Raw genomic sequence first — 22,668 nt, 5'->3', positions numbered from 1 at the left:
GGTCACACCTGCCATGAAATTTGCCAACCATCCCCTGATCTCCGTCCTCGCCGCCGCGGGAGTGATCGCCGTGGCCGCCGGTTCGTACGCCGTGCACGCCGCCGACCCCGCGCCCGCCGAGGCCCCCCGGCCGGCCCTGACCGTCGCCGTCACGCAGCAGCAGCGCATCGCGGTGCCGCTGCGCGTGGGCGCCAACGGCAACATCGCCGCCTGGCAGGAAGCCAGCGTGGGCACCGAGGCCAACGGGCTGCGGCTCGCCGACGTGAAGGTCAACGTCGGTGACGTGGTCAAGCGCGGCCAGGTGCTCGCCACGTTCGCGCCCGACACCGTGCTGGCCGACCAGGCCCAGATCCGCGCCAGCGTGGCGGAAGCCGAAGCGGCACTCGCCGAGGCCGCCGCCAACGCGCAACGCGCCCGCGAACTGCAGACCACCGGTGCGCTGAGCGCCCAGCAGATCAACCAGTACCTGACGGCCGAACGCACCGCGCAGGCGCGGCTCGAGGCGCAGCGGGCATCCGCCCGCACGCAGCAGTTGCGCCTCGGCCAGACCAAGGTGCTCGCGCCCGACAGCGGCGTGATCTCGTCACGCAGCGCCACCGTGGGGGCCGTGCTGCCCGCGGGCCAGGAACTGTTCCGGCTCATCCGCCAGGGCCGCCTTGAGTGGCGCGGCGAGGTGCCGGCGTCCGACCTGTCGCGGGTCAAGCCCGGCCAGGGGGTGGAAGTGACGGCCGCCTCGGGCGCCAAACTGGCCGGCAAGGTGCGCATGGTGGCGCCTACGGTGGACGTGCAGACGCGCAACGGCCTCGTCTACGTGGACCTGGCCGTCTCGCCCGAAGCGCGGGCCGGCATGTTCGGCCATGGCGAGATCGACGTGGGCGCGCAGCAGTCGCTGACGCTGCCGCAAAGTGCCGTGACGTTGCGCGACGGTTTCCACTACGTGCTGCGCGTGGGCCCCGATTCGAAGGTCACTCAGCTCAAGGTGAAGGTGGGGCGCCGCATCGGCGACCGCATCGAGATCGCGAGCGGTGTGCCGGCCGATGCCAAGGTGGTGGCCAGCGGCGGCGGGTTCCTCGCCGACGGTGACCTCGTGAAGGTGGTCGACGCGCCAGCGCCGTCGGTCGCGCAGAAATGATCCGGGGCACCACGCCATGATGAACGTCTCTTCCTGGTCCATCCGCAACCCGATCCCGGGCGTCTTGCTGTTCATCATGCTCACGCTCGTGGGCCTGGCGAGCTTCAAGGCGATGAAGATCCAGAACTTCCCCGACATCGAGCTGCCCACCGTCACGGTGGTCGCCTCGCTGCCGGGCGCCTCGCCCGCCCAGCTCGAAACCGAGGTGGCACGCAAGATCGAGAACTCGCTCGCCACGCTGCAGGGCATCAAGCACATCTACACGAAGGTGCAGGACGGCACCGCCACGCTGACGGTCGAGTTCCGCCTCGAAAAGGGGGTGCAGGACGCCGTGGACGACGTGCGCGACGCGGTCTCGCGCGTGCGCTCGGATCTGCCGACCGACCTGCGCGACCCTGTCATCTCGAAGGTGGAGCTCTCGGGTTCACCGATCCTCACCTACACGGTCGAGTCGTCGCGCATGGACGAGGAGGCGCTGAGCTGGTTCGTCGACAACACCATCGTCAAGTCGATGCTGAGCGTGCGCGGCGTGGGTGCGGTGGCCCGCGTGGGCGGCGCTACGCGCGAGGTGCACGTCGAACTCGACCCCGCGAAGCTGCAGGCCCTGAACGCCACGGCGTCCGACATCTCGCGCCAGCTGCGCCAGATCCAGACCGAGGCGTCCGGCGGCCGCACCGACGTGGGAGGCTCCGAACAGTCGGTGCGCACCATCGCCACGGTGCAGTCGGCCGGCGAACTCGCGGCCGTGGACATCGCGCTGCCCGACGGCCGGCACATCCGCCTCGACCAGGTGGCCAACGTGTCCGACACCGTCGCGGAAAAGCGTTCCGCGGCACTGCTCAACGGCAAGCCGGTGGTGGGGTTCGAGATCACCCGCACGCGCGGCGGCGGCGAGACCGAGGTGGCCGCGGGCGTGCGCCAGCAGCTCGACGTGCTGCGCGCCGCGCACCCCGAGGTCAAGTTCACCGAGGCGTTCAACTTCGTCGACCCGGTGCAGGAAAACTACGACGGCTCGATGATGCTTCTGTACGAAGGCGCCATCCTCGCCATCATCGTGGTGTGGTTCTTCCTGCGTGACTGGCGCGCCACCCTGGTGGCCGCCACCGCGTTGCCGCTGTCGGTGATCCCCACGTTCGGTGCGATGTACCTGCTGGGGTTCACGCTGAACGGCGTGACGCTGCTGTCGGTGTCGCTGGTGGTGGGCATCCTCGTGGACGACGCCATCGTCGAGATCGAGAACATCATGCGTCACCTGCGCATGGGCAAGACGCCGTTCCAGGCCGCGATGGAAGCGGCCGACGAGATCGGCCTGGCCGTGATCGCCACCACGTTCACGCTGATCGCGGTGTTCCTGCCCACGGCGTTCATGAGCGGGGTGCCTGGCAAGTTCTTCGTGCAGTTCGGCTGGACCGCGGCCATCGCCGTGTTCTTCTCGCTCGTGGTGGCCCGCATGCTGACACCGATGATGGCCGCCTACGTGCTCAAGCGCCCGAAGAAGGACCACCACGAAGGCCGCTGGCTCACGATCTACATGCGCTGGGCCGAGTACTGCCTGAAACACCGCATCAAGACGGTCATCGCGGCCGTGGTGTTCCTGGTGGGCTCGTTCATGCTGGTGCCGCTGCTGCCCACGGGCTTCATCCCGCCCGATGACCTGTCGCAGACGCAGGTGACGCTGACGCTGCCGCCGGGCAGCACGTTCAAGCAGACGTTTGCCGCGGCCGAGCAGGCCCGCGCCATCCTCGAGAAGAACGAGCACATCAAGCTCATCTACACGACGGTGGGTGGCGGCAACACCGGTGCCGACCCGTTTGCACCCGCGGGTGCCGCCGAAGTGCGCAAGGCCACGCTGACGATCAACATGACCCCACGCAACGAACGCCGGGGGATCAGCAAGCAGGCCATCGAACGCGGCATTCGCGAGTCGCTCGACGTGGTGCCGGGTGCACGCGTGAAGGTGGGGCTCGGGGCGTCGAACGAGAAGTACGTGCTGGTGCTCGCCGGCGAAGACGGCCACGCGCTGTCGGAACACGCCGCGAAGGTGGAGCGTGAACTCCGCGGCATCTCCGGCATCGGCGGCGTCACGTCCACATCGAGCCTGGTGCGGCCGGAACTGATCGTGCGGCCCGACTTCGCCCGCGCGGCCGACCTCGGGGTCACGTCCACCGCCATCGCGGAGACGCTGCGCATCGCCACGGCCGGCGACTACGACCAAGGCCTCGCGAAGCTGAACCTGTCGCAGCGCCAGGTGCCCGTGCTGGTCAAGCTGGCACCGCTTGCCCGCACCGACGTGGACCTGCTGTCGCGCCTCGCGGTGCCCGGGTCACGCGGACCGGTGATGCTGGGCAACGTGGCCGACCTGACGATCGAAAGCGGACCGGCCGAGATCGACCGCTACGACCGCCAGCGCAACATCAACTTCGAGATCGAGCTGAACCAGAAACCGCTCGGCGAGGTCGAGAAGGAGGCGCTCGCGCTACCGAGCCTGAAGCAGCTGCCGCCCGGCGTGATCCAGACCACCATCGGTGACGCCGAAGCCATGGGCGAGCTGTTCGCAAGCTTCGGGCTGGCCATGCTCACCGGCGTGCTCTGCATCTACGTGGTGCTCGTGCTGCTGTTCAAGGACTTCGTGCAACCGGTGACCATCCTGGCCGCGCTGGTGCTGTCGATCCCGGGGGCTTTCCTCGCGCTGTTCCTGACCCGCACCGCGTTGTCGATGCCGTCGATGATCGGGCTCATCATGCTGATGGGTGTCGCCACGAAGAACTCGATCCTGCTGGTGGAGTACGCGATCATGGCCCGCCGTGAACACGGCATGACACGCTGGGAAGCCCTGCTGGACGCCTGCCACAAGCGGGCCCGCCCGATCGTGATGACCACCATCGCGATGGGTGCCGGCATGTTGCCCGTCGCGCTCGGCATCGGCACCGACCCGAGCTTTCGCGCGCCGATGGCCATCGTGGTGATCGGCGGGCTCATCACGTCCACGTTCCTGAGCCTGCTGGTGATCCCGGTGGTGTTCACGTTCGTCGATGACGTGGTGCAGTGGTTCGCCAGGCACGTGGGGCACCGGCACCACCACGACGAGGTTCCGGCCGCCGCGCAACCGGAACCGGAAGGGCGTGGCTGATCAGCGCCGCAGCGGCGTGTCGTCGCTGCGTTCGTACTGGGCGGGCACCAGTTGGGCCCGCTCCAGGCGGTCCTCGAGTTCACCGATGTAGGCCGACAGCGTGTTGGACGCTTCTTCCTGCGAGGCGCGGGCCGCCTCCTGTGCGCGGTCGAGGCGGCTCATCATCATGGCGCGGGTCTGTTCCTGCGCTACTGCCACGGTGCTCAACTCGGCCGCCAGGAAAGTGCGCAGTTCGGTGAACCGCGAGGCCTCGGCCTTGTCGGCGAGGTCGCGCTGGGCCTGCAGGTCGCGGGCCAGGCGGCGCGATTCCATCAGCGCGCCGCCCTGCAGCGTCATGGCCCACACGATGAACAGCACGCTGAGAAAGGCCACCACCGCCAGCATCACGAGGCCAAGCGGAGCCTCCACCGTGGTGACCCCGAGCGACAGTGGCGTTGGGGTCACGAACGCGGTCCAGTTCAGCAGCGCGAACAGGCCCACCAACGTCAAGCCGATAAAAAGAACAACGGCGCGGATCATGGGACGCTCCTTGGGAAGGGATGCCCCGAGCGTAGTCCCGCGACGCCAGGAGGGTTGTAGGACGCGGGCGCGTCAGAAGTACGGCCGTCAGAGGAGCGGCGTGGCCTCGCCGGTTTCGGCCGCCACCCCGGCGCGCGGGTCACCGTCCTCGCGCAGGCGCTGTTGCAGCAACTGCATCTCGCCGCCCAGCTTGTCCAGCTCCTTCGGGTCGAGCAGCTTCTGCACCTTCGGGAACAGGTTTTCCTCCTCTTCCTCGTGGTGGTGTTCGGTTTGCTCCTGCAGCACCTTGGCTTTCGGCTTGAAGGTGTCCTCGCCCGGGTCCAGCGCCAGCAGGTCGGCCAGCAGTCGCTTGAGCGACAGGTGTTCCTCGAGCGACTCCATCAGGATGTCCTCGGTGCGGTGGGCCTTCACGGCGGGGTAGAACACCAGTTCCTCGGAACTGATGTGCACGGTGAGGTCGTCGCCCACTTCGGCGAGCACGGCCTTGGTGCGCGCACTGGCGCCGGCATCGACGGCGGTCATCAGGTCCCCGAGCTTGGACTCGAGGTTGCGGTGTTGCGAGATCAGCAGTTCGACGGCATTCATGGCAGGTCTCCCGTTCGGCGTCCATGGCGATGCCGCGAAGCGTAGGCCGATGCACCGGTTCCCGTGCCGCTGTAGGAGAGAATTCCCCGGCTCAGGCGACCTGCTTTTCCGCGCGCGCGGCCGCGATGCGCACGCGTCGGGTCTGCGCCATCTTGTCGCGCTCGGCCTCGCAACGGGACACCGAAAACTCGGCCTCCAGCGCATCGAGGAACACCCGCGTTCGGGCCGGCATCAGCCGCCGGCCGGGGAACACGGCCCACGCCTCGGTGGGTGGCAGGTACCAGTCCACCAGCACCGGCTCCAGCTCGCCGGACAGCACGTACGGCTCGGCGAAGTGATCGGCCACCGCGGTGATGCCGGCGCCCGACCGCGCGAGGCGCATCAGCAGTTCCGGCGAGTTCGCGGCGGCCCGGCTGGGCGGGGTGTCCTGCCACACCTCGTGCTGGCGGGTCAGCAGCCACGGCGACGTCTGGCGCTGCTGCGTGGTGAGTTGCAGCGCGTCATGCTGCATCAGGTCGGCCGGCTCCCGGGGGGTGCCTCGCTGCTGGAGGTAGGCGGGCGAAGCGTAGAGCCCCGCCGAGAACACCGCGAGGCGGCGTGCCGCGAGGTTGGCGTCGTCGTCGAGCACGCCCATGCGGATCGCGAGGTCGAAGTTCTCGCCGATCAGGTCCACGCGGCGTGGCGACACGTCGACCTGCAACGAGATGCCCGGGTACTTCGCGGTGAAGTCCATCATCAGCTGGCCGAGCACGACGTTGGCGAAATCGCCGGGGATCGACAGGCGCAGCCGCCCGCTCGGTTCGGCCTGGCGGTGCTGGGCCAGTTCGGCGGCGGCCTCCACCTCGGACACCACCTGGCGGGCGTGTTCCAGCACGCTGTGGCCGAAATCGGTGAGGGTGAGCTTGCGGGTGGTGCGCAGCATCAGGCGCTCGCCCAGCTGCGCCTCGAGCCCCGCCACCCGGCGTGACACGGTGGACTTGGGCAGCCCGAGCCGCTCGCCGGCACGGCTGAAGCTGCCGTCTTCCACCACCCGGGCAAAAAGCAGCAGGTCGTTGGGTTCGATCGAGGTCATGGTGCGGGCTCCGTCGGTTCCACTGGTGGAACAATGTTATCCATTCCGGAGTCTTCCGGATTGTTTTCGGGATTACTACAGTGAAGCCATCGAACTTCCTCCCCGAAAGGTCCGTGATGAACATCCTGCAGATCAATTCCAGCGCCCGTGCCGACGCCTCCCACTCCACCCGCCTGGCCAACGACCTGGTGAGCGGCTTGCGCGCCAGCCGCCCGGAAGCCGCGCTGACGGTGCGTGACGTGGCCGGCCAGCCGCACCCTGCGCTGGACGAAGCCACGCTGCAGGCCCTGTTCACGCCGGCCGACCAACGCAGCCCCCAGCAGGCCGCCCGCGTGGCCCAGGACGATGCGCTGATCGCCGAACTCCAGGCCGCCGACGTCCTGGTGCTCGCGGTGCCGATGTACAACTTCGGCGTGCCGTCGTCGCTGAAGAACTGGATCGACGCGGTCAGCCGCGCCAAGGTGACGTTCACGTACACGGAAAAGGGCCCGGTCGGCCTGCTGACTGGCAAGAAGGTCTATGTGGTGACCACCCGCGGTGGCATCCACCGCGACGCGCCAGCCGACACGCAGGTGCCGTACCTGAAGACGACCCTCGGCTTCCTCGGCATGACCGACGTGCAGTTCGTCTACGCCGAAGGCCTCTCGATGGGCCCCGACGCCGAGAAGAAGGCGTTCGCCTCGGCCGCCGAACAGATCGCCGGCGCATTGGCGTCCTGAGTTCCCCGCCGCGTGCGGCAATGGCACCGGCGACGGTGGGCTATAGTGCCCGCCGTCGCGTTGTTGTGTTCGTTGTCCCCGGCATGTTCGTTTCGCCCATCGGCTCTGCCCTGTCTCCTGCCCTCGCCGCCTTCGTGCGCGATGCGGTGGCCCACGGTGCGGCGCCCTACAAGAACGTCGAACTGAACACCAGCGTTCCCGGCCTCGGGCCCTACACGCTCGACAACGGCGGGGCCTACACGCTGACCGTCTACCCCGGTTCCGTGATGACCTTCGCCGTCACCCCCAAGCTCGGCCGCTTCCTCAACGCCGCCGCTTGACCCTTCACCGGCACGAGTGGCGCCACGTCACTACGATGCCGCGATGAAGATTCCGTTGTCCGTCCTCGACCTCGTGCCCGTCGGGAGCGGCGGCAGCGCCGCCGAATCGGTGCGCCGTTCGGTCGACCTTGCCCGCCTCGCCGAACGCCTGGGTTACGTCCGGCTGTGGTTTGCCGAACACCATGGCATGCCCGCCGTCGCCAGCGCCGCCCCCGAGGTGCTGATCGCCCACGTGGCCGCCCACACCACCACGCTGCGCCTGGGCTCCGGCGGGGTCATGCTGCCCAACCACGCCCCGCTGCGGGTGGCCGAAGCCTTTCGCACGCTGTCTGCCCTGCACCCGGGCCGCATCGACCTCGGGCTCGGCCGCGCGCCGGGCTCGGACGTGCAGGCCACCCGGGCGCTGCGCGCCTTCGACGGCGAACAGTTCCCGGCACTGCTGACCGAACTGCTGACGTGGTCGGGCGAACGCCTGCTGCCGTCGAATCACCCGATGCAGGCCCTCAAGGCCATGCCCGACGACGCCCCGTTGCCGCCCATCTGGATGCTGGGCTCGAGCGGCGCCAGCGCGCAGATGGCCGGCGAGCTGGGCATGGGTTATTCGTTCGCGAGCCACTTCAGCCCCACCCCGGCGGCCCCGGCGTTCGAGGCCTACCGCCGTGCGTTCGTGCCGTCACGCCAGTTCACCGAACCGCACGCGATCCTCGGGGTGTCGATGGTGTGTGCGCCCACGGCGGACGAGGCCGAATACCTCGCCTCGAGCATGGACCTGGCGTGGCTGCGCATCCGCCAGGGTCAGTTCAGCCCGCTGCCCACGCCGGAGGAAGCGCTCGCCTACCCCTACACCGAGCAGGACCGCCGCGTGATCGCCACCTTCCGGCAACTGGCCGTCGTGGGCGACCCGGCGTCCGTGGCCGCCCAGATCACCGCGCGCGTGCGAGCCTGCGAAGCTTCCGAGGTGATGGTGGTGTCGAACCTGCCCGATCCGGTGGCGCGGTTGCGCGGCTACGAGTTGCTGGCGGCGGCGCTGCTGTAGGGTCTTGGTTCCCGGGGTAATCTCGGAATCCCTTCCTGGAGCCCGCCCCGATGACCCCGCGCCTGTCCGTCCCGAAAGAGAAACTCAAGTTCGTGCTGCTCGAAGGCATCCACCCGTCCGCGGTGGACGCCCTGCAGGCCGATGGCTACACGAACATCGTCACGTCGCCGCGCGCGCTCGTGGGCGACGAGTTGAAGTCGGCCCTCGCCGACGCCCACTTCCTCGGCATCCGCTCGCGCACGTTCCTCACACCCCAGGTGCTCGCCGATGCGCCGAAGCTCGCGGCCGTGGGGTGCTTCTGCATCGGCACGAACCAGGTCGACCTGACCGCCGCCATGTCCCGCGGCATTCCGGTGTTCAACGCGCCGTTCTCGAACACCCGCAGCGTGGCCGAGCTGGTGCTGGCCGAACTGATCCTGCTGATGCGCGGCATCCCCGAGAAAAACGCCATCCTGCACCGGGGCGGCTGGGTCAAGAGCGCCGCGAACTCGTACGAGGTGCGCGGCAAGACGCTGGGCATCGTGGGTTACGGGCACATCGGCACGCAGATCGGCGTGCTGGCCGAACACCTCGGCATGACGGTGGTGTTCCACGACATCGACGCCAAGCTGCCGCTCGGCAACGCACGCCAGGCGGCCTCGCTCGACGCGCTGCTCGAAGTGGCCGACGTGGTGAGCCTGCACGTGCCCGAGACCCTGCAGACGCAGGACATGATCGGCGCGGCCCAGATCGCCCGCATGAAAAAGGGCAGCCACCTGATCAACGCGTCGCGTGGCACGGTCGTCGACATCGCCGCGCTGACCGACGCGCTCGAATCGAAACACCTGCTCGGCGCCGCGATCGACGTGTTCCCGGTGGAACCCACCGGCAACGACGCGGTGTTCACGTCGCCGCTCACGCAGTTCGACAACGTGATCCTCACGCCGCACATCGGCGGCTCCACCGCCGAGGCGCAAGCCAACATCGGGCGCGAGGTGGCAGCCAAGCTGATCCGCTACAGCAACAACGGCTCCACCACGTCGGCCGTGAACTTCCCCGAGGTGGCGCTGCCGGAACACGCGGGACGCAGCCGGCTGCTGCACATCCACCGCAACGTGCCGGGCGTGCTCGCGCAGGTCAACGAAGGGTTGTCCAACGCGGGCATCAACATCGCGGCGCAGTACCTGCGCACGAACGACGACGTGGGCTACGTGGTGATCGACGTCGACCGTGCCACGAGTGACGCCGCACTCGGCGCGCTGTGCGCCGTGCCCGACACCATCCGCTGCCGCGTGCTCTACTGACAACACTTGGCGCGATAGCACGTCGCCGCGGGCCCTGCATCCGGCCCCGTCCAATGTCCGGTTTCGGGGCCCCGTCCGATTGCGGTGAGGCAGCACCGCTGCTAAGGTGATCCCGATCGGACCTGCGGGTCCTTCGGATCAGAAGGGGCGACGACCTTGCCGTTTCCAGCCACCGCCGTGGTGCCCCGCGCCACGCCGCGCCACGCCCTCGCCGAGGCCTTCGATGCCGTGCGCGCCCACTCGTGCACGCTCGCCGCACCGCTGTCCGACGAGGACCAGTGCGTGCAGTCGATGCCCGATGCCAGCCCGGTGAAGTGGCACCTCGCGCACACCACCTGGTTCTTCGAGACGATGGTGCTGCAGCCGTGCGTGCCCGGCTACCGGCCGGCCGATGCGCGCTACGCGTTCCTCTTCAACTCGTATTACGAGGCCCTCGGGCCGCGCCACCCGCGCCCGGCCCGCGGGCTGCTGACACGGCCTTCGGGCCAGGAGGTGCGCCGGTACCGCGCGGCGGTGGATGGTGCGGTGCGCCGTTTCCTCGACAGCGCCGACGACGCCACGTTCGCCAAGGCCGAACCCGCGCTCACGCTGGGCCTGCACCACGAGCAGCAGCACCAGGAGCTGCTGTTGACCGACGTCTTGCACCTGCTGTCGCAGAACCCGCTGGACCCCGCGTACCGCCCTCCGGCCCACGCGCCCGCCGCACGGGCGCCCACCCCGCTCGGCTGGGTGGACCACCCGGCGCGCGAGGCCGTGATCGGCCACGCCGGCGGCGGTTTCGCGTTCGACAACGAGGGGCCTGCCCACCGCGTGCTGCTGCACCCGTACCAGCTGGCCGACCGGCCCGTCAGCTGCGGCGAGTTCCTCGCGTTCATCCGCGACGGCGGCTACCGGGATCCGCAATGGTGGTTGAGCGATGGCTGGGCCGCGGTCAGCACCCACGGCTGGGACGCGCCGCTGTACTGGCGCGCGGCCGGCACGTCCGAACCCACCTCGTTCACACTGCATGGCCTGCGCCCGCTCGACCTCGCCGAACCGGTGAGCCACGTGAGCCTGTACGAGGCCGCGGCCTACGCGGCGTGGGCCGGCGCCCGCCTGCCCACGGAGTTCGAATGGGAAGCCGCGGCCCCCGCCGCCACCGGCGACGTGTGGGAATGGACCCGCTCCGCGTACGACCCCTACCCCGGCTTCCAGCCGTTCGCGGGCGCGGCCGCCGAATACAACGGCAAGTTCATGATGGGCCAGGTCGTGCTGCGCGGCGGCAGTGCGGCCACGCCGCCGGGGCACGTGCGCCCCACGTACCGCAACTTCTTCCCGCCTTCGGCGCGCTGGCAGTTCTCCGGACTGCGGCTGGCGCGCAACCTGTGACTTCCTGCGAAAGGCTGCCAATGCGTGCCACGCTGCCCCTGCCCGCCTCCGAACGACACCTCGGAGTGCCCCCTGAAACCACCGAGTTCGAACGCGAGATGATGGCCGCACTGTCGGCGCACCCGCGGTCCATTTCACCGAAGTACTTCTACGACACCGCCGGCTCGCGCCTGTTCGACCGCATCTGCGACCTGCCCGAGTACTACCCCACCCGCACCGAGTTCGGCCTGCTCGCGCGCCACGGCCGCGAGATGACCGCGCTGTTCGGCCGTGGCGCCGACCTCGTCGAGTTCGGCGCAGGTTCGGTCACGAAAGTGCGGCTGCTGCTCGACGCCTGGGAGCACCCTGGCCGGTTCATCCCGGTCGACATCTCGGCCGACCACCTGCACGAATCGGCCGCACTGCTGCACCGCGACTACCCGCACCTCCAGGTGCTGCCACTGGCCGCCGACTTCACCCGCCCGCTCACGCTGCCACCCCATCCGCGGCGCGTCGGCTTTTTTCCGGGCTCGTCGATCGGCAACCTGGGGCCCGTCGACGCGGTGCGGTTCCTGCGGCAGGCCTTCCAGGCGCTGCAGGGTGGCGGCCTGCTGATCGGGGTCGATCTCGTCAAGGACCCGGCCCGGCTGCACCTCGCCTACAACGACAGCGCGGGCGTGACCGCCGCCTTCAACCGCAACCTGCTGGTGCGTGCCAACCGCGAGCTGGGCGCCGGCTTCGACGTCGAGGCCTTCGACCACTACGCGTTCTACGAGCCCATGCACCAGCGGGTCGAGATGCACCTCGTCAGCCGGCGCGCGCAAACCGTCAGCGTTGGCGGCCGGCTCTTCGAATTCGCCGAAGGTGAAAGCCTGCACACCGAGAACTCGCACAAGTACACGGTGGACGGCTTTCGGCAACTGGCCTGCCGTGCCGGGTTCCTGCCCGGCCCGGTGTGGGTCGATCCCGAGCACCTGTTCAGCGTGCACTGGCTCGCAGCACCCGCCTGACCCTGTCAATCCTGCCAGTTGACGCCGCGGGGCCTGCGCGGCCGAATGGCCCATGGTTTCGACTGTTCCGGCGGCGCTGTCCCTCCGTGCCCGATTGCACCTGCTGGTCGGTGCCACGGCGCTGCCGCTTGTGGCGTTGATCGGCTACACCGCCTACGACGAAGCCCGCCTGCACACACGCGGCGCCGAGGCGTCCACCCAACGCGCCGCACACGCCATCGCCGCCGATGCCGAACGGTTGATCGGGCGCGCACGGGAGCGGCTGCAGTTCCTCTCGCATGAGCCGGCCATCGTGGCACTCGACCGCGACCGTTGCCACCCGTTGTTCGGCCAGTTCAACGGCTTGTTCCCCGAGTACACCAACCTGGCCACGGTGACCCGCGACGGCCGCCGCATCTGCAGTGCCATCGCGCCGGCCAGCGGGTCGGGGCCGTTGGCGACCCGGAGTGCCGTGCCCGAGGCGCTGCTTCAGTCCGAGCACTTCATCGTCGGTGAATCGATGCGCGGCCCGTTCAGCCACCGCTGGATCGCATTCGCGCTCCAGCCGCTGCACGCCACCTCCGGTGACGTCGTGGGGTTCGTGACCCTGTCGGTCGACCTCGCCACGCTGCAACTCGCACCCGCCCCGGGCACCCTGCCGGCCAGCGCCATCGCCCGCATCGTCGACGGGGCGAGCGCGGTCATTGCCAGCAGCGTCATGGGCGACACCCATGGCGCACCTCCGGGCGCACAGGCCGTCAACGGTGACCACATCGAGGCGGCGGCACCGGTACGAGGCACCCGGTGGTACGCCACGGTGTCGATCCCGCGCAGCGACGTGATCGCGACGGTGAAGGCGCGGGCCATCTACCAATCGGCGCTGGCCGCGGCCGCCATCGCGTGTGCCGCGCTGCTCTCGTACCTGATCGCACGGCGCACCGCGCGCCCCATCGAGACCATCGCCGCCGCGGCGCGCGATGCCGCCACGGCACTGATAGACCCCAAGATCACCGAGGGCGACCCGCGCCTGCGCAACGCGCCCCGCGAGGTGCAGGCGCTGGCCGCCGACTTCCGCGCCATGCTCGCCGCCCGCTTCGACACCGAGCAGGCCCTGGCCGACAGCGAGTGGCAGTTGCGCCTCGTCACGCAGGCGTTGCCGGGGCCGGTCTCTCGCGTGAACCGCGACGGCACGCGGTTGTTCACCAACCTCGCCCACACCCGCTGGTTCGGTGACTCGCCCGACACGGATCCGCTGTCCGACCTGGCGGCCCCCTACCTGGCCCGAGTGCATGCCGGTGAGCAGGTGACGTGGGAATGCGAGATGCGGCTACCCGAGGGATCCAGGCACGCGCAGGTGACGCTCGTGCCCACGCGCGACGACATCGGCAAGGTGACGGGACACATCCGCGTGGTGGTCGACGTCACCGCGTACAAGCGGGCCGAGGCGGCCCTCAAGGCCAGCCAGGAGCGTTATCACCGCACGCTCGAGAACATGCTGGAGGGCTGCCAGATCATCGGGTTCGACTGGCGCTACATCTACATCAACCGCGCGGGCATCGAACACGCGCGCAAGCCGCTCGACGAGCTGATCGGGCGCACGATGATGGACGCCTACCCCGGCATCGAGCTGTCCGAAGCGTTCGGCGCGATCGAGACATGCATGCGCAACCGCGTGCCGCACCAGATGGAGTCCCCGTTCGCCTACCCGGACGGCGAAACCGCGTGGTTCGAACTGCGCATCCAGCCCGTGCCCGACGGGGTGTTCATCTTGTCCGTGGACATCACGCAGCGCCAGCAGGCCGAGGCGGCACTGCGCGACAGCGAGTCGCGCCTGCACCGGCTGATGGACATGACCCCGCTGCCCATCTGCCATGTGAACGACGCTGGCGACTTCACGTACCGCAACCGCCGCTTCGGGCAGTTCTTCGGGTACACGGAACAGGACGTGCCCACCCTCGCTGCATGGTGGCCGCGGGTGCTGCCCGACCGCATCGAGCGCAAGGAGTCGGTGATGCGCTGGCGCCGGGCCGTGGAAGAGGCTCGCCGCACCGGTGAGGACATCGCCCCGCAGGAGGGCCGCATCCGTTGCCGCAACGGCGAGTTCAAGCTGATCCAGGTGACGGGCATCACGCTGCCCGACGGGGTGTTGACGGCCTTCATCGACCAGACCGAACGCAAACGCAGCGAACAGTCGCTGGCCGCCTACCGCGACCAGCTCGAGGCGCTCGTGCAGGCGCGCACCGCGGAACTGGAGGCGGCCAACGCCCAGCTGCGGCACAACGACCAGCGCCTGCTCGCCATGTACCAGCTGAGCCAGAGCGCCACGGCCCTCGGCGAATCAGCGCTGCTGCAGCTCGCGGTGGACACCGCGGTGACGGTGACCCACAGCGGCGCCGGCTGCCTGCAGCTGATGGAGGAGGCCGAGACGGGACTGACCTGTTCACCGGACACCCACGGGCTGCTGCACCGGCTGGCCGAGGGCTGCGTGCACGTGCAGCTGTCGGGCACGGCACTGCGCGACCCGGCCGCGCGGGTGGGGCCGCGTTGCATGGCGGTGCCGGTGAAGCTGCAGGGTGAGGTGCAGATGATCATGTGCCTTGCCACGGAGTTCGGCCACTACACCGACACCGACCTGCAGACACTGCAGCTGATGGCCGACGACGTCTGGGGCATCGTGGTGCGGCGCCGGGCCGAGCTGGCGCTGGCGCAGGCGCGCGACGCCGCCGAGGCGGCCAGCCGCGCGAAGAGCAACTTCCTCGCGAACATGAGCCACGAGATCCGCACGCCGATGAACGCGATCATCGGGCTCACCCACCTGCTGCAGGACGACGTCACCGGCCAGCGCCCGCGCGCGCGGCTCAACCGCGTGCGCGCCGCCGCCGACCACCTGCTGGGCATCATCAACGACGTGCTCGACCTGTCGAAGATCGAGGCCGGGCGGCTGACGATCGAACACGAACCGCTGTCACTGCGGCGCATGGTGGCCCATACCATCGACATGCTGGGCGAACGGGCAAGCGCCCGCGGCCTCGTGCTGCGCGACGACTTCGACCCCGGCCTGCCCGACGTGGTGCTCGGCGACCCGTTGCGGCTCGAGCAGGTGCTCGTGAACTTCGTCGGCAACGCCATCAAGTTCTCCGAACGCGGGGCGGTGACCGTGCGCATGCACTGCCTCGCGCCGCCTGGGCCGAACAGCGTGCGGCTGCGCATGGCCGTCGAGGACCAGGGCATCGGCCTGACACCCGAGCAGCAGGGCCGGCTGTTCCAGGCCTTCGGCCAGGCCGATGACTCCACGTCACGCCGTTACGGCGGCAGCGGCCTCGGACTCGTGATCGCGCAGCGGCTCGCCCGGCTGATGGGCGGCGAGGTGGGCGTGACGAGCCAGCACGGCCTCGGCAGCACCTTCTGGCTCGACGTCACGCTGCCCCGTTCGGTGGGTGGCCCGGTTCCCGCCACCGTCGCCGAGGGCAACAGCGTGCAGGCCGAGCGGTTGCTGGTCGAACGGCACCGCGGCGCCAAGGTGCTGATCGTCGACGACGACCCGGTGAATCAGGAGGTGACCGGCGCGCTGCTGCGGCGGCTCGGGATGGACGTGAGCGTGGCCCACAACGGCGAGGAAGCCGTCGAGGCCGTGCAGCGCGACCACCACGCCCTCGTGCTGATGGACATGCAGATGCCGGTGATGGACGGGCTCCAGGCCACGCGGGCCATCCGCCGGCTGCCGGGGCGGCCCACGCTGCCCATCGTGGCGATGACGGCCAACGCGTTTTCCGAGGACCGCGACGAATGCCTGGCCGCCGGCATGGACGACCACGTCAGCAAGCCGGTGGAGTTGCCCAAGTTCTACGCGTGCCTGTTGCGCTGGTTGCCGGCCGTCACGGTGTCGTGACGGCAAGGCCGGCCAGGTAGGTGTCGAGCACCTGCTCACCCACGACCAGGAGATCGAAGGCCTCGGGGTCCAGCATCCAGTTCTGGATCAGGCCGTCGATCAACGCGTGCAAGCCGAAGGCGGCCGTTTCCGCCGAGACGCGCTTGGCCAGCTGGCCCCGTGCCATCGCCAGCCCGATGCGGCGCGTCATGTGCTCGTGCATCTCGTTGCGCACGGCCAGGTGGCGGTCGCGCACGGCCCGGGTTTCACCCACGTATTCGACCTTGTGCGTGGCGATCTCGAACACACGGCGCACCTGAGGGTCGTTGACGGTCTTCTGCATGGCTGCGCTGAAGGTCTCGCGCATCACGTCGAGCGGCCCCGCGCCGGCATCGTCGGGGCGCCTGATGGCGTCCTCGAACGGCAGCGTGACCCGCTCCAGCATCGCGTTGAAGAGGTCGGCCTTGTCCTGGAAGTGCCAGTAGATCGCACCGCGGGTCACCCCCGCCGCCAGCGCAATCTCGTTCAGGGACGTGCGGGAGACACCCCGGTCCTGGAACACCCGTTCGGCCGCATCCAGGATGCGATTGCGGGTTTCCTGCGCCTCTTCCTTCGTTCTCCGTACCATGTCTCGTTCCGACCCATCGTTCGTTGCGTCGCTTACATACATACAGCGATGTATGTATACTAACGCACGCCGGCTCTGGAACCCCGGTTTTTCAATCGGTGGTTCCCCTTGCCTCACATTCTCCTCACTGTCAGCGCCCACCATGGGCGCTTTTCCCGGAAGGTTTCGCATGGCTGCGTTGCAAAACGTCTTGGCTCCCTCTGTTGTCTTGCGGGCGGGGGGCATCGCCACCGCCGCTTCCCTCGCCATCCTGCTGGCTGCGTGTGGCGCCAAGGACGGAGCCGCCCAGGGCGTCCGCCCGGGCGGCGGCATGCCGCCGCCGGAGGTCGGGGTGGTCACCATCGCTGAACAGGCCATCGAATTGCAGACCGAACTCCCCGGCCGTGTAGAGGCCTTGCGAACCGCGCAAGTGCGCGCTCGCGTCAATGGGGTCGTGCAGAAGCGGCTGTTCCGTGAAGGGTCCGAAGTGAAGGCCGGCCAGGCGCTGTTCCAGATCGACGCGGCGCCGTACCAGGCCACGCTCGAGAGCGCCCAGGCGTCGCTGGCCAAGGCCCAGGCGAACCTGACGCAGGCGGCCGCCCAGGCCGAGCGGTACAAGCCGCTGGCCGAGGCGAACGCCGTCAGCAAGCAGGACTACATCAACGTCGTCGCCGCGCAGAAACAAGGCGAGGCCGACGTGGCCTCCGCCAAGGCCGCCGTCACGTCCGCCCGCATCAACCTGGGTTACGCCAGTGTCACCGCGCCCATCTCGGGCCGCATCGGCCGCGCGCTGGTCACCGAAGGGGCGCTCGTCAGCGCGTCGGAAGCCACGCAGCTGGCGCTGGTGCAGCAGACCAACATGGTCTACGTGAACTTCACCCAGTCCACCAACGACGTGCTGCGCCTGCGCAAGGCCATGCAGGCCGGCCAGTTGCGCAGCGCCGGTGAAGGCGCCGTGGCGGTGCGGGTGGTGCTGGACGACGGCACCGAACTGCCGCGCCAGGGCAAGCTGCTGTTCTCCGACCTGACAGTGGACAGCACGTCGGGCCAGATCACGCTGCGGGCGGAAGTGCCGAATCCGGACGGCTTGCTGCTGCCCGGCCAGTACGTGCGCGTGCGCCTCGCGCAAGCCGAACTGCCCGCCGGCATCCTGATCCCGCAGCAGGCGGTGACCCGCGGCAGCCAGGGCGACACCGTGCTGGTCGTCGGTGCCGACGGCAAACCCGCGTCGCGCCCCGTGAAGATCGGTTCAGGCCAGGGCACGAACTGGGTGGTCCAGGGCGGCCTGAAACCGGGCGAGCAGGTCATCGTCGAAGGGTTCCAGAAGATGATGGTGCCGGGGGCACCCGTCAAGCCGGTGCCCTGGAGCAAGGGCGCCAGCGCGCCCGCCCAGGCAGCATCCGGCGCCGCGCCGGCATCTGCGCCCGCACCTGCCGCCTCGGCCGCGTCCGCGCAGTAAGGGACCCGACCCATGGCCAAGTTTTTCATCGACCGCCCCATCTTTGCGTGGGTGATCGCCCTGTTCATCCTCGTGATGGGCGCGGTGTCGATCACGCAGTTGCCCATCGCGCAGTACCCGCCGGTAGCACCGCCGTCGATCGTGGTGTCCACCGCCTACCCGGGCGCCTCCGCGCAGGTGCTCGAAGACGCCGTGCTCAGCGTCATCGAACGCGAGATGAACGGTTCTCCCGGCCTGATCTACATGGAGTCCGTCGCGCAGGCGGACGGCACCGGGTCGATCACGCTCAGCTTCCAGCCGGGCACCAACCCCGACCTGGCGCAGGTGGACGTGCAGAACCGCCTCGGCCGCGCCACGCCGCGCCTGCCGGCCGCGGTGACGCAGCAGGGTGTGCGTGTCGACAAGTCACGCGCCAACTTCCTGCTGTTCGCGATCCTGTCATCCGACAACCCGGCGTACAACCCCATCGCCCTCGGCGACTACGCGTCGCGCAACGTGCTGCCGGAAATCCAGCGCATCGCCGGTGTGGGCCAGGCCCAGCTGTTCGGCACCGAACGGGCCATGCGCATCTGGATCGACCCGGCCAAGCTCGTCGGCTTCAACTTGTCGACGGCGGACGTCGTCAGCGCGTTGCGGACGCAGAACGCCCAGGTGTCGTCCGGCACCATCGGTGACCTGCCCAACGTGGCCGGCCAGTCCATCTTCGCCACCGTGGTCGTGAAGGGCCAGCTCAGCACCGTCGAACAGTTCAACAACGTCGTGGTGCGTGCCAACGCCGACGGCTCCACCGTGCGTGTCAAGGACGTGGCCCGCGTGGAACTCGGCGCGCAGGCCTACGCCACGTCGGCCCGCCTGAACGGCGAGCCGTCCACCGGCATCGGCGTGCAGCTCGCCCCCTCCGGCAACGCGCTGGCCACGGCGAAGGCCGTGCGCGCACGGCTCGACGAGCTGCAGAAGTACTTCCCGCAGGGCGTGAAGTACACGATCCCGTACGACAGCTCGCGTTTCGTCGACATCTCCATCAAGCAGGTGGTCGAGACACTGATCGAGGCCGTCGTGCTCGTGTTCCTCGTGATGTACCTGTTCCTGCAGAACTTCCGCTACACGGTGATTCCCACCGTGGTGGTGCCCATCACGCTGCTGGGCACGTTCTCGGTGCTGCTCGCGATGGGCTTCTCGATCAACGTGCTGACGATGTTCGGCATGGTGCTCGTGATCGGCATCGTGGTGGACGACGCGATCGTGGTCGTCGAGAACGTCGAACGCATCATGAGCGAGGAAGGCCTGTCACCGCTTGCGGCCACCCGAAAGGCCATGGGGCAGATCTCCGGCGCGATCATCGGCATCACCGTGGTGCTGGTGTCGGTGTTCATCCCGCTCGCCTTCTTCGGCGGCGCGGTGGGCAACATCTACCGCCAGTTCTCGGCGGTGATGGTCACGTCCATCCTGTTCTCCGCCTTCATGGCGTTGTCGCTGACTCCCGCGCTGTGTGCCACGCTGCTCAAGCCCGTCGAGGCCGGCCACCACCACGAGAAGACCGGCTTCTTCGGCTGGTTCAACCGCGGCTTCTCGCGCACCGCCAAGAGCTACGAGAGCTTCATCGCCAAGCTGTTGCGCCGCGCCGCGCGTTACCTCGTGATCTACGCTGCCATCATCGGTGTGGTGGTGCTGCTCGTGTCGCGCATGCCCACGTCCTTCCTGCCTGCGGAAGACCAGGGCACCATGCTCGTGAACGTCCAGCTGCCGCCGGGCGCCACGCAGAACCGGACGCTCGACGTGATGAAACAGGTCGAGGGCTACATGCTCAAGCAGCCTGAGATCCAGAGCATGGTCAGTGTGCTGGGCTTCAGCTTCTCGGGTACCGGCCAGAACGCCGCGCTCGGGTTCATCACGCTGAAAGACTGGAAGGAGCGCGAAGGCCAGGCGCACTCGGCCCAGGGCATCGCCGGCCGCGCGTTCGGTGCGTTGATGGGTGTGAAGGACGCGTTCATCTACCCGCTGAGCCCGCCCCCGATTCCCGAACTGGGCACCGGCTCCGGCTTCAACTTCCGCCTGCAAGACCGCGGCGGCAACGGCCACGAGGCCCTGCTTGTCGCCCGCAACCAGCTGCTCGGCATGGCATCGAAGAGCCCGAAGCTCACCGGCGTCCGGCCCGACGGCCTGGAGGACGCGCCCCAGCTGCAGCTCGACATCGACCGCGACAAGGCCAGTGCGCTGGGTGTGCCGTTCGACTCGGTCAACGCGGCCATCTCCACGGCCCTCGGTTCGACGTACGTGAACGACTTCCCGAACGCCGGCCGCCTGCAGCGGGTGGTGGTGCAGGCCGACGCCCCCACGCGGATGCAACCGGACGACCTGCTGCGCATCAACGCGGTCAACACGAGGGGCCAGGCAGTGCCGCTGTCAGCCTTCGCGACCACCCGGTGGGTGACGGGCCCGATGCAGACCATCCGCTACAACGGCTACCCCACGATGCGCATCACCGGTGAGGCCGCCAAGGGCTTCAGCAGCGGTGACGCGATGGACGAGATGGAAGCCCTCGCGGCCCGGCTGCCGGCCGGGTTCGCGTTCGAGTGGACGGGCCAGTCGCGGGAAGAGAAGCTGTCGGGCTCGCAAGCCGTGATCCTGTTCGCGTTCTCGCTGCTCGCGGTGTTCCTGTGCCTCGCGGCGCTGTACGAGAGCTGGTCCATTCCGCTCGCGGTGATCCTGGTGGTGCCGCTCGGGGTGCTCGGGGTGCTGCTCGGCGGCACCATCGCCGGCATGTCGAACGACGTGTACTTCAAGGTGGGCCTGATCACCATCATCGGGCTGTCCGCGAAAAACGCGGTGCTGATCATCGAGTTCGCGAAAGACCTGCACGCCCAGGGACGAGACCTCGTCGAGGCCACGCTCGAAGCCGCCCACCTGCGCTTTCGCCCCATCATCATGACGTCGCTCGCGTTCATCCTCGGCGTGATGCCGCTGGTGGTGGCCAGTGGCGCCGGGTCCGCCGGCCAACGTGCCATCGGCACCGGTGTGATGAGCGGCATGATCAGCGCCACGGTGCTGGCGGTGCTGTTCGTCCCCATCTTCTTCGTGGTGGTGCGCCGCCTCTTCAAGGGCAGCGAACGCCAACGGAAGAAGTACGCCCACGAAACCGATGACGGCAGCACGCCCGCGCTGGCCCAAGGAGGCTCGCATGAGTGAGCGGCACCTGATGAAAACCGTGGCTGCGGCCGCGGTCCTCGCGATGCTCGGCGCCTGTGCGTCGATGGCACCCACGTATGAACGCCCGGCCGCCCCCGTGGCCGCCGCGTACCCCGCGGTCGGCGCCAGCGCACCGGCGGCCGGCACCACGCCGGCCACCGGGATCGCATGGCAGTCGTACTTCGCGGACGCACGGCTCAAGCAGCTGATCGAGATCGCGCTGAAGAACAACCGCGACCTGCGGGTCGCGGTGCTCAACATCGAGCAGGCGCGTGCCACCTACGGCGTCAGGCGGGCGGACCGTCTCCCCACGGTCAACGCCGGCATGACGGCGCAGCGGCAGAACTCCGGTGTCGAGTCGCTGTACACGGTGGGCCTGCAGGTCTCCGCGTACGAACTCGACCTGTTCGGCCGGGTGCGCAGCCTGAGCGATGCGGCCCTCGCGCAGTACTTCGGCACCGAGGAAGCGCGCAAGTCGGTGCAGATGAGCCTGATCGCTTCGGTGGCCAACGCGTACTACACGCTGCTGGCCGACGACCTGCTGCTGAAGGTCACGCAGCAGACGCTCGAGACCCGCGAGGAGTCGTTCAAGTTGACGAAGCTGAAGTTCGAGGGCGGTGCGGCCTCGGAACTCGACTTCCGCCAGGGCGAGTCGCTGCTCGAATCGGCGAGGGTGTCGCTTGCGCAGCAGACGCGCCAGCGCGCGCTCGACGAAAACGCGCTCGTGCTGCTGCTGGGCCAGGGCATCCCCGACGGGCTGCCGGCCGGCCTCGAGTTGACCGGCCAGGGCCTCGTGGCCGACCTGCCGGCGGGTGTTCCGTCCGAGGTGCTCGCGCAGCGTCCGGACGTGCGCCAGGCCGAGCAGGCGCTGATCGCCGCGAACGCAAACATCGGCGCGGCCCGGGCGGCGTTTTTCCCGCGCATCTCGCTGACCGCCAGCGCGGGCACGGCCAGCACCGAGCTGTCGGGCCTCTTCAAGAGTGGCAGCGGCGCCTGGAGCTTCACGCCGACCATCGTGCTGCCCATCTTCGATGCGGGCCGCAACAAGGCCAACCTCGACGTGGCGAAGGTCAACCGCGAGATCGCGGTGGCGCAGTACGAGAAGTCGGTGCAGACCGCGTTCCGCGAGGTGGCCGATGCGCTCGCCGGCCGCGCCACGCTCGACGAGCAGGCACGGGCCCAGGCCGCGGTCACCCGCGCCGAGGAAACCCGCTTCAAGCTCGCCGACCTGCGCTACCGCAACGGCGCGGCGAGTTACCTCGACGTGCTGGACGCCCAGCGTTCGCTGTTCACGGCCCAGCAGGCCGTCGTGCAAGTGCAGGCCGCGCAGGTGCAGAACCTCGTGACGCTGTACAAGGCGCTCGGTGGTGGCTGGACGGAGCCGGCCGAGGCGAAGTGATTGGTGCGAAGGCCGCC

General features: G+C 69.0%; 16 protein-coding genes. 12 read left to right on the top strand and 4 right to left on the bottom strand.

Annotation, left to right across the window (positions count from 1 at the left end):
* Positions 1 to 13 precede the first annotated feature (13 nt).
* Together ASC87_RS14650 and ASC87_RS14645 are read left to right on the top strand one after the other, a co-directional pair.
* Positions 14 to 1,132 carry an efflux RND transporter periplasmic adaptor subunit gene (locus ASC87_RS14650; protein WP_056663343.1) on the top strand — a complete coding sequence of 373 codons (1,119 nt, stop codon included), beginning with the start codon at positions 14 to 16 and terminating at the stop codon, positions 1,130 to 1,132.
* Positions 1,133 to 1,151: 19 nt separating this feature from the next.
* Positions 1,152 to 4,262: an efflux RND transporter permease subunit gene (locus ASC87_RS14645; protein ID WP_056663339.1), complete on the top strand. Its 3,111-nt coding sequence runs from the start codon at positions 1,152 to 1,154 to the stop codon at positions 4,260 to 4,262.
* Here the strand turns inward: ASC87_RS14645 and ASC87_RS14640 are convergent, their stop codons facing one another.
* The 3 genes from ASC87_RS14640 to ASC87_RS14630 form a co-directional block, all read right to left on the bottom strand.
* Complete coding sequence (locus tag ASC87_RS14640; RefSeq protein WP_157604051.1) at positions 4,263 to 4,781, bottom strand: LapA family protein; 519 nt, start codon at positions 4,779 to 4,781, stop codon at positions 4,263 to 4,265.
* 87 nt (positions 4,782 to 4,868) lie between these two features.
* Positions 4,869 to 5,366, bottom strand: a complete 498-nt coding sequence (locus ASC87_RS14635; protein WP_056663078.1) for a hemerythrin domain-containing protein — start codon at positions 5,364 to 5,366, stop codon at positions 4,869 to 4,871.
* 91 nt (positions 5,367 to 5,457) lie between these two features.
* Entirely contained in the window at positions 5,458 to 6,438 is a 981-nt protein-coding gene (locus tag ASC87_RS14630) for a LysR family transcriptional regulator (RefSeq protein ID WP_056663075.1), read from the bottom strand.
* A 116-nt stretch (positions 6,439 to 6,554) separates the two neighbouring features.
* Between ASC87_RS14630 and ASC87_RS14625 the strand changes: the two genes are divergently transcribed.
* The 7 genes from ASC87_RS14625 (at position 6,555) to ASC87_RS14595 (ending at position 16,021) form a co-directional block, all read left to right on the top strand.
* On the top strand, positions 6,555 to 7,157 hold the full coding sequence (locus ASC87_RS14625) for an FMN-dependent NADH-azoreductase (protein ID WP_056663068.1): 603 nt from the start codon (positions 6,555 to 6,557) through the stop codon (positions 7,155 to 7,157).
* An 83-nt stretch (positions 7,158 to 7,240) separates the two neighbouring features.
* Entirely contained in the window at positions 7,241 to 7,477 is a 237-nt protein-coding gene (locus tag ASC87_RS14620; RefSeq protein WP_056663065.1) for a hypothetical protein, read from the top strand.
* 43 nt (positions 7,478 to 7,520) lie between these two features.
* Positions 7,521 to 8,513, top strand: coding sequence for an LLM class flavin-dependent oxidoreductase (locus ASC87_RS14615; RefSeq protein WP_056663062.1), 993 nt, complete (start codon positions 7,521 to 7,523; stop codon positions 8,511 to 8,513).
* A 50-nt stretch (positions 8,514 to 8,563) separates the two neighbouring features.
* Positions 8,564 to 9,796: a phosphoglycerate dehydrogenase gene (serA, locus tag ASC87_RS14610; protein ID WP_056663059.1), complete on the top strand. Its 1,233-nt coding sequence runs from the start codon at positions 8,564 to 8,566 to the stop codon at positions 9,794 to 9,796.
* Positions 9,797 to 9,952: 156 nt separating this feature from the next.
* Complete coding sequence (gene egtB, locus ASC87_RS14605; protein ID WP_369820764.1) at positions 9,953 to 11,164, top strand: ergothioneine biosynthesis protein EgtB; 1,212 nt, start codon at positions 9,953 to 9,955, stop codon at positions 11,162 to 11,164.
* A 20-nt stretch (positions 11,165 to 11,184) separates the two neighbouring features.
* On the top strand, positions 11,185 to 12,153 hold the full coding sequence (gene egtD, locus ASC87_RS14600; protein WP_056663057.1) for an L-histidine N(alpha)-methyltransferase: 969 nt from the start codon (positions 11,185 to 11,187) through the stop codon (positions 12,151 to 12,153).
* Between the two features lie 52 nt (positions 12,154 to 12,205).
* On the top strand, positions 12,206 to 16,021 hold the full coding sequence (locus ASC87_RS14595) for a response regulator (protein WP_056663053.1): 3,816 nt from the start codon (positions 12,206 to 12,208) through the stop codon (positions 16,019 to 16,021).
* Here ASC87_RS14595 and ASC87_RS14590 read toward each other — a convergent pair.
* Complete coding sequence (locus ASC87_RS14590) at positions 16,008 to 16,628, bottom strand: TetR family transcriptional regulator (protein ID WP_056663052.1); 621 nt, start codon at positions 16,626 to 16,628, stop codon at positions 16,008 to 16,010. The two genes, ASC87_RS14595 and ASC87_RS14590, sit on opposite strands and share 14 nt — an antisense overlap.
* Positions 16,629 to 16,797: 169 nt before the next feature.
* Between ASC87_RS14590 and ASC87_RS14585 the strand changes: the two genes are divergently transcribed.
* From ASC87_RS14585 to ASC87_RS14575, 3 genes are read left to right on the top strand one after another with little or no spacing between them, the layout of a single operon-like run.
* Positions 16,798 to 18,066 carry an efflux RND transporter periplasmic adaptor subunit gene (locus tag ASC87_RS14585; RefSeq protein ID WP_056663051.1) on the top strand — a complete coding sequence of 423 codons (1,269 nt, stop codon included), beginning with the start codon at positions 16,798 to 16,800 and terminating at the stop codon, positions 18,064 to 18,066.
* Between the two features lie 12 nt (positions 18,067 to 18,078).
* Positions 18,079 to 21,252 carry an efflux RND transporter permease subunit gene (locus ASC87_RS14580; protein WP_056663050.1) on the top strand — a complete coding sequence of 1,058 codons (3,174 nt, stop codon included), beginning with the start codon at positions 18,079 to 18,081 and terminating at the stop codon, positions 21,250 to 21,252.
* Complete coding sequence (locus ASC87_RS14575; RefSeq protein ID WP_056663332.1) at positions 21,245 to 22,651, top strand: efflux transporter outer membrane subunit; 1,407 nt, start codon at positions 21,245 to 21,247, stop codon at positions 22,649 to 22,651. Before ASC87_RS14580 ends, ASC87_RS14575 begins: the two co-directional genes overlap by 8 nt.
* Positions 22,652 to 22,668: the final 17 nt, after the last annotated feature.

Source organism: Rhizobacter sp. Root1221, assembly GCF_001425785.1.
GTDB lineage: Bacteria > Pseudomonadota > Gammaproteobacteria > Burkholderiales > Burkholderiaceae_C > Rhizobacter.
This window is presented reverse-complemented; position numbering and strand designations above follow the sequence as displayed.

What these genes read in the sequence shown, in the direction of transcription:
- egtD (WP_056663057.1), top strand. Translation starts at nt 11,185, where the DNA reads ATGCGTGCCACGCTGCCCCTGCCCGCCTCCGAACGACACCTCGGAGTG.
- ASC87_RS14635 (WP_056663078.1), bottom strand. Translation starts at nt 5,366, where the DNA reads ATGAATGCCGTCGAACTGCTGATCTCGCAACACCGCAACCTCGAGTCC.
- ASC87_RS14585 (WP_056663051.1), top strand. Translation starts at nt 16,798, where the DNA reads ATGGCTGCGTTGCAAAACGTCTTGGCTCCCTCTGTTGTCTTGCGGGCG.
- serA (WP_056663059.1), top strand. Translation starts at nt 8,564, where the DNA reads ATGACCCCGCGCCTGTCCGTCCCGAAAGAGAAACTCAAGTTCGTGCTG.
- ASC87_RS14625 (WP_056663068.1), top strand. Translation starts at nt 6,555, where the DNA reads ATGAACATCCTGCAGATCAATTCCAGCGCCCGTGCCGACGCCTCCCAC.
- ASC87_RS14615 (WP_056663062.1), top strand. Translation starts at nt 7,521, where the DNA reads ATGAAGATTCCGTTGTCCGTCCTCGACCTCGTGCCCGTCGGGAGCGGC.
- ASC87_RS14575 (WP_056663332.1), top strand. Translation starts at nt 21,245, where the DNA reads ATGAGTGAGCGGCACCTGATGAAAACCGTGGCTGCGGCCGCGGTCCTC.
- ASC87_RS14620 (WP_056663065.1), top strand. Translation starts at nt 7,241, where the DNA reads ATGTTCGTTTCGCCCATCGGCTCTGCCCTGTCTCCTGCCCTCGCCGCC.
- ASC87_RS14640 (WP_157604051.1), bottom strand. Translation starts at nt 4,781, where the DNA reads ATGATCCGCGCCGTTGTTCTTTTTATCGGCTTGACGTTGGTGGGCCTG.
- ASC87_RS14650 (WP_056663343.1), top strand. Translation starts at nt 14, where the DNA reads ATGAAATTTGCCAACCATCCCCTGATCTCCGTCCTCGCCGCCGCGGGA.
- ASC87_RS14590 (WP_056663052.1), bottom strand. Translation starts at nt 16,628, where the DNA reads ATGGTACGGAGAACGAAGGAAGAGGCGCAGGAAACCCGCAATCGCATC.
- ASC87_RS14630 (WP_056663075.1), bottom strand. Translation starts at nt 6,438, where the DNA reads ATGACCTCGATCGAACCCAACGACCTGCTGCTTTTTGCCCGGGTGGTG.
- ASC87_RS14645 (WP_056663339.1), top strand. Translation starts at nt 1,152, where the DNA reads ATGAACGTCTCTTCCTGGTCCATCCGCAACCCGATCCCGGGCGTCTTG.
- ASC87_RS14595 (WP_056663053.1), top strand. Translation starts at nt 12,206, where the DNA reads ATGGTTTCGACTGTTCCGGCGGCGCTGTCCCTCCGTGCCCGATTGCAC.
- ASC87_RS14580 (WP_056663050.1), top strand. Translation starts at nt 18,079, where the DNA reads ATGGCCAAGTTTTTCATCGACCGCCCCATCTTTGCGTGGGTGATCGCC.